The organism is Arthrobacter sp. WCS2018Hpa-7 (assembly GCF_031843805.1).
GTDB lineage: Bacteria > Actinomycetota > Actinomycetes > Actinomycetales > Micrococcaceae > Arthrobacter.
In genome coordinates this window covers 1-16,178 of record NZ_JAVTJB010000026.1, presented here as the reverse complement: position 1 = coordinate 16,178, position 16,178 = coordinate 1, and the positions used below count along the sequence as shown (strand labels likewise).

The 16,178-nt window shown below is 62.7% G+C and carries 9 protein-coding genes; 7 read left to right on the top strand and 2 right to left on the bottom strand.

The features are described 5' to 3' along the window. Positions 1-68: 68 nt before the first annotated feature. The gene (locus RQH14_RS20455; RefSeq protein ID WP_311214963.1) at positions 69-878 is read right to left on the bottom strand and encodes a carbon-nitrogen hydrolase family protein; all 810 of its coding nucleotides are present in this window, start codon (positions 876-878) and stop codon (positions 69-71) included. A gap of 238 nt (positions 879-1,116) precedes the next feature. On the opposite strand from RQH14_RS20455, the gene glgX reads away from it, so the two are divergent. From glgX to RQH14_RS20435, 4 genes are all read left to right on the top strand, one after another. After that, positions 1,117-3,231, top strand: a complete 2,115-nt coding sequence (gene glgX, locus RQH14_RS20450) for a glycogen debranching protein GlgX (protein ID WP_311214962.1) — start codon at positions 1,117-1,119, stop codon at positions 3,229-3,231. Between the two features lie 26 nt (positions 3,232-3,257). Then, the gene (locus tag RQH14_RS20445; protein ID WP_311214961.1) at positions 3,258-3,704 is read left to right on the top strand and encodes a ribonuclease domain-containing protein; all 447 of its coding nucleotides are present in this window, start codon (positions 3,258-3,260) and stop codon (positions 3,702-3,704) included. 6 nt (positions 3,705-3,710) lie between these two features. After that, a complete protein-coding gene (locus RQH14_RS20440; protein WP_311214960.1) occupies positions 3,711-4,070 on the top strand; it encodes a barstar family protein in 360 nt (119 codons plus the stop codon). Between the two features lie 329 nt (positions 4,071-4,399). Further along, positions 4,400-5,248, top strand: coding sequence for a hypothetical protein (locus tag RQH14_RS20435; protein ID WP_311214959.1), 849 nt, complete (start codon positions 4,400-4,402; stop codon positions 5,246-5,248). Between the two features lie 272 nt (positions 5,249-5,520). On the opposite strand, the gene glgP is transcribed toward RQH14_RS20435, so the two are convergent. Further along, a complete protein-coding gene (gene glgP / locus RQH14_RS20430; protein ID WP_311214958.1) occupies positions 5,521-8,145 on the bottom strand; it encodes an alpha-glucan family phosphorylase in 2,625 nt (874 codons plus the stop codon). Positions 8,146-8,270: 125 nt separating this feature from the next. Between glgP and RQH14_RS20425 the strand changes: the two genes are divergently transcribed. From RQH14_RS20425 to RQH14_RS20415, 3 genes are read left to right on the top strand one after another with little or no spacing between them, the layout of a single operon-like run. Continuing rightward, a complete protein-coding gene (locus RQH14_RS20425; RefSeq protein WP_311214994.1) occupies positions 8,271-10,355 on the top strand; it encodes an alpha-1,4-glucan--maltose-1-phosphate maltosyltransferase in 2,085 nt (694 codons plus the stop codon). Continuing rightward, positions 10,355-12,151, top strand: coding sequence for a maltose alpha-D-glucosyltransferase (gene treS, locus RQH14_RS20420; protein ID WP_311214957.1), 1,797 nt, complete (start codon positions 10,355-10,357; stop codon positions 12,149-12,151). The genes RQH14_RS20425 and treS overlap by 1 nt, the downstream gene beginning before the upstream one ends. A gap of 1 nt (position 12,152) precedes the next feature. Further along, the gene (locus RQH14_RS20415) at positions 12,153-15,824 is read left to right on the top strand and encodes a 1,4-alpha-glucan branching enzyme (protein ID WP_311214956.1); all 3,672 of its coding nucleotides are present in this window, start codon (positions 12,153-12,155) and stop codon (positions 15,822-15,824) included. Positions 15,825-16,178 lie beyond the last annotated feature (354 nt).

The following is a 16,178-nucleotide window of genomic DNA, read 5'->3' as shown; positions in this document are numbered from 1 at the left end:
GAGGGCTAGTGACGTGAGAGAGCGCTGGCCGGGAGGGCTAGGGATGTGAGAGAGGATCGGTGGGGGAGCTAGAACTGGCGGCGGTTGGCCAACACAGGGAGTTTTTGGCGGGCTTCCTCCACCACGGCGGGGTCCAGGTCGTGGAAGATTAGGCCGGGTTCGCCGTCGAGGGCCTCCAGGACCTGGCCAAACGGGGATACGACGGTGGAGTGCCCGACTCCCGTGGGCGCGGCACCTTTGGGCTCAACGCCCTGGGTAGCTGGATCGCCTTGGCCGCATGCGAGCACGAACGTGGTGGTGTCCACGGCGCGGGCACGGGCGAGAAGTTGCCACTGCTCGGCTTTGCCCGGCCCGGATCCCCAGGACGCCGAGACGATGTTCACCACCGCGCCGCGATCGGCGTTGGCCGTGAACAAGGCAGGGAAACGGATGTCGTAGCAGGTGGCCAAACCAAAGGTGAGGCCGCCGGCGTCGAACGTCACGGGGTCTGTACCCGCCTCAACGGTGTCCGACTCAGCGAAGCCGAACGCGTCAAAGAGGTGGATCTTGTCGTAGCTCGTTTCGACGCCAGGGCCGGTGGCCAGCAGGGTGTTCCGCACGCGACGCGCCCCTGACTCCGAAGGAGCGCCGGGGGTGAACATGCCGGCCACGATCACCATCTGCAGTTCGTCGGCGATGGCGCGCACCCGGACGGCCCAGGGGCCATCCAGAGGTTCGGCGATGTCCAGCAGCGAGTTCCCGAACGCGCGCATCATGGCCTCGGGGAAGACCACCAAGTCGGCGCCGCCGTCTTTCGCCAGACGGGCGTACTCCTCGAGGAGCCGCAGGTTGTCGGCCAGATCCCGGCCGGTAATGACTTGGGCGAGTGCCACACGCACGATAGAACCTCCAGTTGTCTCCGTCCCAGTATGCCAAGCGGGCGGGACAACAGCCGGTCCAGGCGACTTATTCACGTAGCCAACCGACCGGGAAGGCGGCTCCCGAACAGCGTTCCAGCACGTGAGCGGCCCAAGTAATCCGGCCCTCAGCAGGCAAGTAATCAAATTGCGATGTGGAACGTCGTCACATGCGCGGCCGGCGCGGCACATACTTGGCGTGGAACTAAACTTGCAAGCAATGGTTATGCCTATTTTTGACACAGCAGCCGCCGTCGACGCCTCGCGGCCACGGCCCCTCGGACTGAGCGCACCCCAGCCCGGCCTTGACGATGCCGAAATAACGCAGGACCACCAGGTGAACGTGGCAGTTTTCGCGCCCGACCTGAAAGAGGTGGAGATCGCCTTCCAAGCTCCTGGAGAGCCGTGGCGTGCCCACATCCTTCCCAACATTGAAGACGGCGTGCACTTCGGGCTGGTCAGCGGAATGCCGCCGGGCACTCGCTACGGTTTCCGTGAGGCATCGTCCGAGCGCGGCTTCCCCGTGTCCTTGCCGGCTGTGGACCTGGACGACGACGGCGAACATCGCCTGTTGCTCGATCCCTACGGTCGTGCTGTGGACCAGCGGGGCGAGTTCCTCACCAGCGTGCACGTGGAAACAGGTTTTGACTGGGGCGACGACCGTCCACCCCACATCCCCTTGCGGACTTCCGTCATCTACGAAGCACATGTCCGCGGCCAGACCATGCTGCACCCGGACATTCCGGAGCACCTCAGAGGTACCTACGCCGGTATGGCCCATCCGGTAATGATCCAGCACCTCACTGAGCTCGGAATCACGGCCGTCCAGCTCCTGCCCATCCATTTCCACCTGGATGAGTCCCACCTCCAGGACCTTGGCATGACCAACTACTGGGGCTACAACACGGCCGCTTTCTTTGCACCGCATTCGGACTACGCCACGGAGTCAGCGCGCAACGCCGGCCCCCACGCGGTACAGGACGAGCTCAAGGGCATGATCAAATTGCTGCACGCGGCGGGCATCGAGGTCATCCTGGACGTGGTGTACAACCACACCGCCGAAGCTGGACCGGATGGACCGCCCCTAAGCTTCCGTGGGCTCGCAGAGAAGCGCTACTACCGGCACGATGCCCATGGGCGCTACCTGGACACCACCGGCTGTGGAAACACCTTGGACTTCAGCGATCCCGTGGTGGTGGACCTGGCCTTGGATTCGCTTCGGTACTGGGTGAACGACTTCCATGTGGACGGCTTCCGCTTTGACCTTGCTGTGACCTTGTGCCGGGACGCGGGCAACACCTTCGACCCCCAGCATCCCTTCCTGCAGGCCATCGCGGAGGACCCGGTATTGTCCGGGGTCAAGCTCATTGCAGAGCCCTGGGACGTCGGTTACGGCGGCTGGCAGACAGGCCGTTTCCCCCACGGTTGGTCCGATTGGAACGACCATTTCCGTGACGGCGTCCGCAGCTTTTGGCTGTCCGACCGCGCCGCCATCGAAGCAGGTGGCCAAGGCGGTTCCGTGGCGTCGTTGGCTGAACTCATGGCCGGTTCCGCGAACCTCTTCGCATCGTCCGGACGGACCCGGCTTGCATCGGTCAACTTCATCACGGCCCACGACGGCTTCACGTTGAAGGACCTGGTGAGCTACGACCGTAAGCACAACGAGGCCAACGGTGAGCAGAACCGCGACGGCCACGGCGATAACCGCAGCTACAACCATGGGGTGGAGGGCCGGAGCGAGAATGAGGCCATTGTGGCCGCCCGCGCCCTGTCCATCCGCAACTTGATGGCCACCCTTCTGTTGTCCTTCGGCGTCCCCATGATTACTGCCGGCGATGAACTCGGCCGGACCCAGCAAGGCAACAACAACGCCTACTGCCAGGACAACCCCACGGCATGGCTGGATTGGAGCCGCACCCAGGAAGCCAACGCCATGTTCCGGACCACACGTGAGCTGGTTCGGCTCCGCCGCTGGTTCCTGCGGCACCAGCCTGAGAGTTTCCCCGGCAACGCGAACAACTCCAGCCTGCAATGGTTCGACGACAAAGGTCAGCGAATGACTCCCGCACGCTGGAACGATCCCAACGTGCGCTCTGTCCAACTCCTGATGGGGCATGAGGACAGCGAAATCCGTGGCTTGATTGTGGTGAACGGAAGCAACCAGGATGTGAAGATGGTGCTGCCGGAGATTCTGAGTGAAACCGGTATCGGCAAGCGCATGTTTGAGCTCCGCTTCACGACTTCGGTGTTGCACGAGCGTCGGAAGGGCGCGTTGGTGGCCTCAGGCGAGCGGGATATCCTGCAAGCCAACACCATCAACATCTACCGCACGTAGGCACACAGACATCAGGAGCTCTCCGCATGAACCGCAGCCGCAGCAAACTGGTGGCGTTCGCGGGTCTGGTGATCGCCGTCGTCGTGCTGGTGGTCGCCATGGTGGGCGGTGGTGGGCTCACGGCACCAACTACGACGCCGGAACCTGGCTTCGCGACGTCGTCGACGGCTGCAGTGGCAAACCCTTCGACGCTGCCCACCATCAACGCATCGCAACTGCCCAAGGAAGCCCGCCAAACGCTGGCCCTGATCGCCAAGGGCGGCCCCTATCCGTACGACCGTGACGGCGTGAATTTCGGCAATTTTGAAGGCCTCCTACCCAAGAAGTCCGGTGGGTTCTACAAGGAATACACGGTGCCGACGCCGGGAGAATCCGATCGTGGAGCCCGCCGCATCATCGTGGGCAAGGATGCCGCCAAGTACTACACCGCGGACCATTATGAGTCGTTCAAGTTCATCGTCGAAGGCAAGTAGGAGCCCATGAAGATCTATTCTGCAGACACCTGGACCCTTGAAGAACTACGGGAGCAGATTTCCGACGCCGGCCGCAGGACCGTGATGGTCCCCCCGGCAACCACCAAGCAAGCGGTCCTGGAAGTCTTCGCCCAGGTCCTGGACTTCCCTGAGTACTACGGTGTGAACTTGGACGCCCTGAACGACTCCCTGCACGATTACGCCGACGCCCTCTCAGAGGACGACGGCGGACCCGTCACCATGATCTGGCAGGTCCCGGCCGTTTACCGCACAGACCGGTCCTTCGGGGTAGTCTGCGAAGTCCTCCAGGACGCAGAGCGCTACGCCGGCCGCGACCTCGCAGTCATCGCCGTTTTCGAGAATTAGTCGCTCCAACGTCAGACCCGTGGGGCAAGCCACGGCGCAAACAGCGACTTGAGTGCTCTGACGGAGAGTTGAGGCGTGGCCCAGCATTGATCCTATGCGTTCGTGATTCCCGCCGAAGCGCTTAAGTGGTGCGTGCCACCCAATCGTGATGCGAGAATCTAAATATTTCTGCGCTTTTTCCGTTTAATTCCAAGGTTTGACGCTAAATGTGTCGAGCGATACATTTCGGAGGGGCCTTTAGGCTCTACGTCATGTGCGTATTGGGGATTGGAAGCGGGATAGTGTTGAGAAGAACTCCTGGACGAAGGGCACGCTGGACAAGGTATTTCGTGGCCTCGCTTGCCACAGGCGCAGCGTTGGCTATTTCATCTTGTTCGGGGAGTGCGGACAGTTCAATCACGCCGGACTCATCGGGAAAAGTGAATCTGGATTACGAGAACTCTCTGATCGTATTCCCAGTGGACGCATATAGAATTTCTGTCCGTGATCGCTCTCAGATTCTTCTGGCGAGGGAAGTCATCATGACCACGTGCATGAAGAAGTTTGGCTTCATCGATGATCCGAATGCTGCTTATCCGAAGGCAGAGAACCGGAACTTCGGCGTGTGGAACGTTGATCGCGTGAGACAGCACGGCTTCCGGCTTATTGGAGAAGACGCTCAATCGAACCAGAAGCACGACAAGGCAGGCGCGTGGGGGGATGCCAGGTACAAATGTCTTGCCAGCGAAAAGAGCAAGATTGATGAAATCACTCCACCTGATGACCTGATGAATGGTGGTGCTGCGGCGGAAATTGCTGTGAAAAGTCTCGGTAGGGCATCAGAGACTGACGCTTGGAAGAATGCCAAGGGCGACTGGGACAAATGCATCTCAGCGGCTGGCTTGACACCGGGGCGGTATGCCGCCAACGCCAAGTGGTCGAGCCAGCAGTCCTTTGACCTGCAGGTGAGGACAGATCAGCAAAACCCGTCGAAGTCGGACATGGCCGAGGGCGTCCGAATCGCCACGATTGAGGCCGAATGCAACCAGGAAGTCCGGCTCACCCAAACGCTTGGTGATATTCAGGCAAGCTACCAGCTGCCGCTTATCAAGCAGAATGAGGCAGTTCTTGCCGCGCTTAAGACAAAAAGCCAGAACTACGTAGATGCCGCCGAGAAGTTACTGAAAGAGACGCAGTGATTGATGAGCAGCCTCGGCAGAGAGCTGCGGCAGCTGTTGGATTGAGTCGACTCTCGTCCTTGTGGGTGCGACCACCGGTATTGTGAGCGCCATTTACCCTGCCTGGGTCGCCAGCCGTAAAGATCCCGCTATTGCACTTCGCGCGTAGAAATCCCGCGGGAGTTCCCCCGAACCAGCCTCATAGATGCAAAACAGCACCCTCCACGGGCGGCCGCCCGCTTTTCCGTCGTTGAGCAACAAACGGAAAAGCGGGGCCTTACACCTTCAAGGGCCTAGGCGTTCGCGATCAACCCCAGCTCAGCCTTGGAAGCCAGCGCCGAGTGCTTCGGGAACACCCGGACGGTGTAGCCGAAGGAGCCGGACCGGTTGATGACCACGGAGCCGTTGAACAGGTGTCGTCCGTTGCCGAGGTCTTCCAGGGAGTCCAGTTCGGCCACCACGATGTCCTCGAGTTCGTCGGATTCCTCGGCCCGCCCAAAGGCTACCTCGACGGACACATCGTCCGGGGTGAGGCTGTTGAGGGCTACGTAGGCGTTGACCTGGAGGCTGTCGCCCACCTGGGGTTCCTCGGAGACCCCCACGGAGTCAACGTGTTCCACCACTACCTGGGGCCATGCGTTCCGGACCTTGGTGGTCCAGGCGGCGAGTTCCTTGGCTTCCTTGAAGGCTCCGGCAACGGCCCTGCGCCCGGAGACAGCGGCCGGGCAGTAGAGGTTGTTGACGTAGTCGTGGAGCATGCGTTCCGCGGAAACGGCGGGGCCGAGGTTCGCCAGGGTGTGCTTGATCATGGACACCCAATGGGTGGGCACGGTCTCGCGGCTGGACTCGGACGGTCCTGCAGCTCCGGCGCCCTGTGCAACGGTGGTGCCGTAGAAGCGCGGAGCTACCTGGTTTTCGAGGAGCTCGTACAGTGCGGACGCTTCGATGTCGTCGCGTTCGTCGGCCGATGCGCCGTTGTTGGCGGTGGGGATCGCCCAGCCGTTTTCGCCGTCGTACATTTCGTCCCACCAGCCGTCCAGGACGGACAGGTTAAGCGAGCCGTTGATGGCGGCCTTCATGCCGGAGGTGCCGCAGGCTTCCAACGGGCGCAGCGGGTTGTTCAGCCACACGTCGCAGCCAGGGAACAGGGTCCGCGCCATGGCGATGTCGTAGTTGGGCAGGAAGACGATCCTGTGGCGGACTTCGGGATCGTCGGTGAAACGCACCAGGTCCTGGATCATCTTCTTGCCGGCGTCGTCCGCGGGGTGCGACTTGCCGGCGATGACCAGTTGGATGGGGTGTTTCGGATCCAGCAACAGGGCCTTCAAGCGTGCGGGGTCGCGCAACATGAGGGTGAGTCGCTTGTAGGTAGGCACGCGCCTGGCAAAGCCGATGGTGAGCACGTCCGGGTCCAGCACGGAGTCGGTCCAGCCGAGCTCGGCGTCGGCGGCGCCGCGCTTCTTCCACGAGGCCCTGAGCCTGCGTCGGACGTCGTCGATGAGTTGGGCGCGCAGCTCCCGGCGGAGCGCCCAGACGTCTTCATCGCTGACATTGTAGGCAAGGTCCCAGCGGCCCAGCGCTTCAGCCTCGGCACCGAACTGGTTCCGGGCCAGGGTGGAGATGCGGGGGTCCACCCAGGTGGGGACGTGGACGCCGTTGGTGACGGAGGTGATGGGGATCTCGGAGTGGTCGAATCCCGGCCACAGGCCGGCGAACATTTCGCGGGACACCACGCCGTGCAGCTTGGCCACGCCGTTGGCACGCTGCGCCAGGCGCAGGCCCATGACTGCCATGTTGAAAACGGAGGGGTTTCCGCCGTCGAAGTTTTCGCGGCCGAGTTCCAGGATGCGGTCCGTGGGCACGGCAGGTGCCAGCCCGGCTTCGAAGAAGTGCTTGATCTGGACGGTCTCGAAGCGGTCGATGCCGGCGGGGACGGGCGTGTGCGTCGTGAAGACGGTGGATGCGCGACCGGCTGCGAGGGCCTCGTCCCAACTGAGGGGCACGGTGGGATCGGACATGGCTTCCTGGATGCGTTCGATGCCCAGGAAACCTGCGTGGCCTTCGTTGGTGTGGAAAACTTCCGGCGCGGGCGTGCCGGTGAGTTCCTGGTAGACGCGGAGGGCTTTGACGCCACCCATGCCCAGGAGGAGTTCCTGCTGCAGCCGGTGGTCGCCCCCGCCGCCGTACAGGCGGTCCGTGATGCCGCGGGCGGCTTCATCGTTGGAGGGAACGTTGGAGTCCAGCAGCAGCAGCGGAACGCGTCCGACGTCGGCACGCCAGACGTGCGCGTGGAGCTCGCGGCCGTTGGGCAACGGAAGGGAGATGTGGACGGGCTTGCCGGGCATGCCGTCCTTGCCGGGGTGGCGAAGAAGCGTGAGCGGCAGGCCGTCGGGGTCCAGCACCGGGTAGGTTTCCTGCTGCCAGGCATCCCGGGACAGGGACTGCTTGAAGTAGCCGGCCTGGTAGAGGAGCCCAACACCGATCAGCGGCACGCCGAGGTCTGAGGCGGCCTTGAGGTGGTCTCCGGCCAGGATGCCGAGGCCGCCGGAGTACTGCGGAAGAACTTCAGTGATGCCGAATTCGGGGGAAAAGTACGCAATGCAGGCGGGAGCGTCTTCGCCGAGGCCTTGGTACCAGCGCGGTTCGCTGAGGTACCGGTCCAGGTCGGAGGCAGCGGCCTGAACGCGCTCCACCACGTCGCCGTTGTTGGCGAGGTCCTGCAGTTGTTCGCGGCTGATGGACCCCAGAAGGGCAATGGGGTCGTGCTGCGACGCCTCCCAGAGAGCCGGGTTGAGGCTCGCGAAAAGTTCCCGTGTGGGCCGGTGCCAGGACCAGCGCAGATTGGTCGCCAATCGGGCCAGGGGCCGGATGGGCTCGGGGAGGACGGTACGGACTGTAAACCTTCGAATAGCCTTCACGAGCGCCACACTAACGGACGGACATGGCAGTCGGAACCGGATTGGGTTTCTTTTAGGTAAAAGTCATCTTGCGTCGAGTAGATAGGTCGTGTGCTTAGCATTCTGTGATTTTTGTCGCTAACGTCGTGGTTGTGACGAAAACCGCGCGAACCATCACCGCTCTGAAATCCAAGACGACTACGGACATCACCCAGGGACTGCGCTTCGGCCGGTTCCCCATCACTGCCGTGCAGCCGGTGGTTGAGGGTGGCCGTTTCCCGGCGAAGGCCTTGCCGGGCGAGGACCTCGTTGTTGGCGCCACGGTCTTCCGTGAGGGTCATGACCAGCTCGGCGTGTCCGCTGTACTGCTCGATCCCCGGGGCAAAGAACGTCAGCGCGTCCGCCTGACCCCTGCAGAGGGCGAGAAGTGGAAGGGCCTGGACCGCTGGGAGGGCCTGATCACGCCCACCGGCACCGGAGCCTGGTCCTTCGTTATCGAAGCTTGGCACGACCGTTACGGCACCTGGCACCACAACGCCGAGGTCAAGGTAGGCGCCGGCATCGACGTTGAGTTGATGCTCGCCGAGGGCGCTGCCCTCCTCGCGGAAGCAGCCGACGACGCCGGACGCAGCGCTGTGGAGAAGCGCACCATGCGTGCCGCTTCCGTCGTGCTGGCCGATACCACCAAGACTGCCGAGGAGCGCCTTGGCGCCGGTTTCAGCCCCGAGGTGCTGGCCGCCGTCGTACGTGTTCCCATCCGCGAACTGGTGACCGTTTCCGAACGATTCCCGCTGCAGGTGGAGCGCGACCTCGCGGGTCGCGGTTCCTGGTACGAGTTCTTCCCCCGCTCAGAGGGCGCTGTGCTGGATCACTCCACCGGTGTCTGGACCTCCGGCAACTTCCGTACGGCAGCCAAGAGGCTCGACGCCGTGGCGGAGATGGCCTTCGACGTCATTTACCTGCCGCCCATCCACCCGATCGGTTTCCAGCACCGCAAGGGCCGCAACAACACGTTGACGCCGGGACCGCAGGACCCGGGGTCGCCGTGGGCCATCGGTTCCAAGGACGGTGGCCACGACGCCATCCACCCTGAACTGGGCACTTTTGAAGATTTTGACGCCTTTGTGGCGCGCGCCAACGAATTGGGGCTTGAGGTCGCCCTGGACCTTGCCCTGCAGGCAGCCCCGGACCACCCGTGGGTGACGTCCAATCCTGAGTGGTTCACCACGCGGGTGGACGGTTCGATCGCCTACGCAGAAAACCCACCGAAGAAGTACCAGGACATTTATCCCCTGAACTTCGACAATGACCCGACGGGACTGTCCAAGGAAATTCTGAGGATCGTGCAGTTGTGGATCAGCCACGGCGTAAAGATTTTCCGCGTGGACAACCCGCACACCAAGCCTGTCTGGTTCTGGGAATGGCTGATCGGCAAGATCAACAAGAAGAACCCCGAGGTTGTCTTCCTGGCGGAAGCCTTCACGCGCCCGCCGATGATGCACGCCTTGGGGCGTGCGGGCTTCCAGCAGTCCTACACCTACTTCACGTGGCGGAACACCAAGACCGAGCTGGAAGAGTACTTCCACGAAGTCAGCCACGAGAGCCCGGCGTTCTTCCGTCCAAACTTCTTTGTGAACACTCCGGACATCCTCACCGAGTACCTGCAGTATGGCGGGCCGGCGGCCTTCCGCATCCGGGCTGCACTGGCCGCAACGGCCAGCCCGCTCTGGGGTGTCTACGCAGGGTACGAGCTCTACGAGCACGTGGCCCGTCCGGGTGCCGAGGAATACATCGACAACGAAAAGTACGAGTTCAAGGCGAGGGACTGGGAAGGCGCAGCCGAATCCGGACGCACCCTGGCGCCGTATATCACCAGGCTCAACACCATCCGCAAGAAGCACGTGGCGCTGGGCGACCTGCAGAACCTGACGCTGCACAGCAGCACCGATGATGCGACGATCGTTTACTCCAAGCACAAGACGCTGCCCGATGGCACCAAGGACACCTTGATCATTGTGGTCAACGTGGATCCGCACAGCACCCGCGAGAGCACAGTCTCCCTGGACCTAGCGGCCCTGCAACTGGACCCACAGGACCTTAACGACGACGGCCGGTTCCGGGTGGATGACCTCATCAGCGGCCAGAGCTGGGAGTGGGGCGAGCACAACTACGTCCGGCTGGATGCACACGTTGAGCCGGCACACATCCTGAGCATCCGGAGGCAGCCTTAGTGAGTTTTTCTCCGCAGAACCCGAGCCAGTACTTCACTCCGAAGAACACCTTCGAGTTGAACGCCCCCGGTCTCCAGCATGATCCACACTGGTACCGCAAGGCAGTCTTCTACGAGGTACTGGTGCGGGCCTTTGCGGATGCCAACGGGGATGGCTCCGGTGATTTCCACGGGTTGATCGAGAAACTGGACTACCTCCAATGGCTGGGCGTTGACTGCCTCTGGTTGCCGCCGTTCTTCCATTCACCGCTGCGCGATGGCGGCTACGACATTGCGGACTACACATCCGTGCTGGATGAATTCGGCACCATCAGCGACTTCAAGCGGTTGGTTGCCGAGGCACATGCCCGGGGCGTGCGGGTGATTATCGACCTCCCGCTGAACCACACCTCGGACCAACACCCGTGGTTCCAGGAGTCGCGGAAGGACCCCACGGGTCCCTACGGCGATTTCTACGTATGGAGCGATACGGATGAGAAATACCAGGACGCCCGCATCATCTTCGTTGACACCGAAGAATCCAACTGGACGTTCGATCCCATCCGCCGGCAGTTCTTCTGGCACCGCTTCTTCAGCCACCAGCCGGACCTGAACTTTGAGAACCCCAAAGTCATCGAGGCCCTCTATGACGTGATCCGGTTCTGGCTGGACCAGGGGATTGACGGGTTCCGGGCAGACGCTATTCCGTACCTGTTCGAGGAAGACGGAACCAACTGCGAGAACCTGCCGGCGACGCACACTTTCCTGCAGGACCTTCGGCGCATGGTGGACGCGAACTATCCCGGTCGGGTGATCATTGCGGAGGCCAACCAACCGCCGCATGAAGTGGTGGAGTACTTCGGCACCGAGGAAGCGCCCGAGTGCCACATGGCGTTCCATTTTCCCATCATGCCGCGGCTTTACTACGCACTGCGGGACCAGAAGGCCGCACCCATCATCGAGACCCTGCGGGAGACTCCGGACATACCCAAGGGTGCCCAGTGGGGAACTTTCCTGCGCAACCATGATGAACTGACCTTGGAGATGGTCCCGGCTGAGGAACGCGCCGCGATGCTGGGTTGGTACGCCCCTGATCCCCGGATGCGGGCCAACATCGGCATCCGCCGCCGGCTCGCGCCGCTGCTGGACAACTCCCGGTCCGAAATTGAGCTCATCAATGCACTGCTCCTTTCCCTGCCCGGCAGTCCCTTCCTGTATTACGGGGATGAGATCGGAATGGGCGACAACATTTGGCTCGATGACCGTGATGCTGTCCGCACGCCCATGCAGTGGAACCCGGACCGCAATGCAGGTTTCTCCGGAGCAGATCCGGGCAAGCTGTACCTGCCGGTCATCCAGTCGCTGGTGTACAACTACGGCATGGCCAACGTTGAGGCCCAGGCCGCGCACTCCGGTTCGCTGCTGCGCTGGACCCGGCAGATCCTCAGCGTCCGCAAGAACCACCCGGTGTTTGGCCTGGGCGGCTTCCGGCACATCGAAGCCGATCATGAAGTGGTGCTGGCCTATGTACGGGAATTGCCGGCAGGCAACCCCGAGGGCGAGGACGCCGAAACCATTCTGTGCGTCTTCAACCTCTCCCAGCACCCTGTAGCGGCAACGTTGGACATCCCTGAATTCGCGGGCCGCGGCCTGCGCGATATTTTCGGCGGTCAGCCATTCCCGGCCGTCGGCGACAACGGTCATCTGACCGTGATGCTGGGCAGCCACAGCTTCTACTGGCTGCGGGTGCGCTCGGCCTTTTCCAATCCCTCCTCGCCTTTTACCCAGGCGATTCCCGTGGTGACCTCCAAAGGATGAGATGAGCAAGGCAAACTTGAACCCCTCCGTTGAAGGACTTCTCCGTCACTGGCTGCCAGGCAAACGCTGGTTCCCGGTCAAGAGCCCCGACTTTGCGCTGGAGCAGGTGGGCGCTGTGAGCCTCCCTGGCACTGGCGGCGGCACTGCTTTTGAGGTGGTGCTGCTGGCGGTGACCCACCGGACGGCCGACGGCGGTCCCCGGACTGACGTGGTGCAGGTTCCGTTGAGTTATCGGAGCCAACCACTGGTGGACGCCCCGGCGGCCTTGTTGGGCGAGTTCACGGACGACTCGGGCCTCCGGCTGGTGTACGACGCCGTCTACGATTCGGATTTCGTCACCGCCTGGCTGGAGCTGATGCGGAGCGAAGGCAGCGTGGGAGGCGCGCGCGGACACCTCACGCGTGGCCGCGTCGCGCTCCCGGAAAACCCCACTTCCGTACGGGTACTGTCCGGCGAGCAGTCCAACACCTCCGTCATCATCGACGACGGCGATTCGGCCGCGATCGTGAAGATCTTCCGCGTGCTGGCGGCAGGTAAGAATCCCGAAGTTGAGCTTGGCGCCGCACTGACCGCCGCCGGGACCACCGAGGTTCCTGCGACGCTCGGCTGGATCAGCGGCTCGTGGGAGGGGCCGGCATCGAACGGATCCGCGCCGGCCACCGGCGAACTGACTGTTGCACATGAATTCCTGCTCGGAGGTTTGGACGCCTGGCGGTTGGCCGTGGAAGCAGCCGCAGCCGGCAAGGATTTCACGGCTGAGGCCCGCGGGCTCGGGGCAGCGACTGCCTCGGTTCACGCAAGGCTGGCGGAAACATTTGGCACCCAGGACGGACAGGAGCAGGGCTCCGGCATCATCGCGACCGTGGCCCGGCGCGTCCGCCAGTCGTGGGCAGAGGCCGCATCCGCCGTCGGGCCCTATGACGACAACCTCGAGCAACTGCTGGCAGCGCTGGATCCCGGAGACGTGGGACAGTTGCAGCGCGTCCACGGAGACCTCCACCTGGGGCAAATCCTGCTGGTGCCCGGCAACGAATCGCTGCCCGGCAGCGCCGGGCAGCCGGGGCGCTGGGCCATTCTCGACTTCGAAGGCGAGCCGCTGCGGACCATCGACGAGCGCAATAATCCCGACCTTCCCCTGCGCGATGTCACGGGCATGCTGCGCTCGTTCGACTATGCAGCGGGTGCCGCCACGCGCGAAAATTCCCTCGCCAAAGTGCCCGAAACCTGGGTGGATGACTGCGCTGCAGCGTTCCTTGAGGGGTACAGCGACGTCACCCCCGGAACCATAGACCGCCGCTCGCCGCTCTTTGTGGCATTGTGGCTGGACAAGGCCTTATACGAGGTGGTGTACGAGTTGCGGAACCGGCCCGACTGGCTGTCGATTCCGGTCAACGCATCACGACGAATCCTCGACAATACAAGCCGCGGCAAGCATGCGGCAGCTACAGCGGAAGGTAATGACATGACTGGCTCTGCACGCACCGAACGGCCCCGAGTTCCCCTGCACGTGGACCCCGAGACCTTGGAACGCGTGGCAGCCGGCGCCTACCACGCGCCGCACTCGGTCCTCGGCGCACACTTGGACGACCACGGCCACGTCACCATCCGTACGGTGAAGCACCTCGCGAAGTCCGTGGCGGTGGTGACCGAACACGGCCGCACCGAGATGGCACATGAAACCCATGGAGTGTGGGCCGCCGTCCTGGAACCGCTGCAGGCCGGCCACGTGCCGGACTACCGTTTGGAAGTGGTGTACGACGTCGAACCCGTCACCATCGATGACCCGTACCACTACCTGCCTACCGTCGGTGAAGTGGACCTGCACCTGATCGGTGAAGGACGTCATGAGCGCCTGTGGGATGTGCTCGGCGCGCACGTGCAGCATTACCGTTCCGCGCTCAGCGAGGTAGACGGTGTCTCGTTCGCAGTGTGGGCCCCGAACGCCCAGGCAGTTCGCGTCAAGGGCGACTTCAACGGCTGGGATGGCCGTCAGCACGGCATGCGCTCCCTTGGTTCCTCCGGGGTCTGGGAACTCTTCATTCCGGGGGTTGTAGCAGGGGCGTGCTACAAATACGAGATCCTGACCAAGTCCGGTCACTGGATGGAAAAAGCCGACCCGTTGGCCTTCGGTACCGAGGTTCCGCCGCTGACGGCGTCGCGCGTTGTGGACGCCAGCTACCGGTTCAAGGACGCGGAGTGGATGGCAGCCCGCGCCCAGAAGGATCCGCACAACTCGCCCATGAGCGTTTACGAAGTTCACTTGGGTTCCTGGCGTCTGGGTCTTGGCTATAAGGAACTTGCCAAGGAGCTCGTGGATTATGTGAAGTGGCTTGGCTTCTCCCACGTCGAGTTCATGCCGGTGGCTGAGCACCCCTTCGGTGGTTCGTGGGGCTACCAGGTGACGTCCTACTTTGCTCCGACTTCACGGTTCGGCCACCCCGACGAGTTCCGCTTCCTGGTGGATTCACTCCACCAAGCCGGTATCGGCGTCCTCCTCGACTGGGTCCCTGCCCACTTCCCCAAGGACTCCTGGGCGCTGGCACAGTTCGACGGTCAGCCGCTGTACGAGCACTCGGATCCCGCATTGGGTGAACACCCGGACTGGGGAACCCTGATCTTCGATTTCGGGCGCAGCGAGGTCCGCAACTTCCTGGTATCCAATGCGCTGTACTGGCTGGAAGAATTCCACATCGATGGCCTGCGGGTGGACGCTGTTGCCTCGATGATCTACCTGGACTACTCCCGTGAAGAAGGACAGTGGAAGCCCAACAAGTTCGGCGGCCGCGAGAACCTCGAAGCCATTTCCTTCATGCAGGAAGTCAACGCCACGGTCTACAAGTCCCATCCCGGGGCCATCATCATCGCCGAGGAATCCACCGCTTTCCCGGGTGTCACGGCACCCACCAACCACGGCGGCCTGGGCTTCGGGCTCAAATGGAACATGGGTTGGATGCATGACTCGCTCAAGTACATCTCCGAAGACCCCATCAACCGCAGGTGGCACCATGGCACCATTACGTTCTCCATGGTGTACGCCTTCACCGAGAACTTCCTGCTGCCCATCAGCCACGATGAAGTAGTTCACGGCAAGGGCTCCATGCTCCGGAAGATGCCCGGTGACCGCTGGCAGCAGCTGGCAAACCTGCGTGCCTTCTTCGCCTACCAGTGGGCGCATCCGGGCAAGCAGCTCATCTTCATGGGCACCGAGTTCGGCCAGGAGGCCGAATGGTCCGAGCAATACGGGCTGGACTGGTTCCTCGCCGATATCCCAGCTCACCGTGGGCTGCAGCTTCTGGTTAAGGACCTTAACGAGCTCTACACCTCGACGCCTGCCCTGTACCAGCGGGACAACGAGGCCGGCGGTTTCCAGTGGATCAACGGCGGGGATGCCGACCACAACGTCTTGACCTTCATCCGCTGGGACCAGGACGGTAAACCGTTGGTCTGCGCAGTGAACTTCTCCGGCGGTCCGCACAAGGACTACATCCTGGGTGTGCCCGCAGCGGGGGAGTGGACTGAGGTCCTGAACACCGACTCTGAAACGTACGGCGGCTCGGGAGTGGTCAATGCAGGGTCACTGAAAGCTTCGGTGCCTGGCACCGACGGCCAGCCCGCCGCGTTGACCGTCACTCTTCCCCCACTGGGCGCCTCTTGGTTCGCGCCGGCTGAGTAGCGCGACCGCTCGCAGTAGTCACGTGAGGCAGTAATTTCCTCAGGCGGAGAGGGTCCGGACCTATGCTTCCGGGCCCTCTTCCCTTTGTTCCCGGGGATTTTGCTCGGTGCAGCGGCCGTGTCGTTGAGGGGTTTTGCCATCACGGGGAAGTAGGGGTATAGTTAGTACCCGCGCTGCTCCCCAGTGGAGGACGGTGAAGCTGACTAAAAACCCGCAAGGAAAATCAAGTCAAGTTCGCCGATTTGACCCGGAGGCAGGCAGCGTGTAAGTTTGAAAAGTTGCTCCGGAGCGATCCTGGACCCTTGTGGGTGTGGGTGGTGCCGGTAGTGTCTGTTGTTTGAGAACTCAATAGTG

What these genes read in the sequence shown, in the direction of transcription:
- glgX (WP_311214962.1), top strand. Translation starts at nt 1,117, where the DNA reads ATGGTTATGCCTATTTTTGACACAGCAGCCGCCGTCGACGCCTCGCGG.
- RQH14_RS20445 (WP_311214961.1), top strand. Translation starts at nt 3,258, where the DNA reads ATGAACCGCAGCCGCAGCAAACTGGTGGCGTTCGCGGGTCTGGTGATC.
- RQH14_RS20440 (WP_311214960.1), top strand. Translation starts at nt 3,711, where the DNA reads ATGAAGATCTATTCTGCAGACACCTGGACCCTTGAAGAACTACGGGAG.
- RQH14_RS20415 (WP_311214956.1), top strand. Translation starts at nt 12,153, where the DNA reads ATGAGCAAGGCAAACTTGAACCCCTCCGTTGAAGGACTTCTCCGTCAC.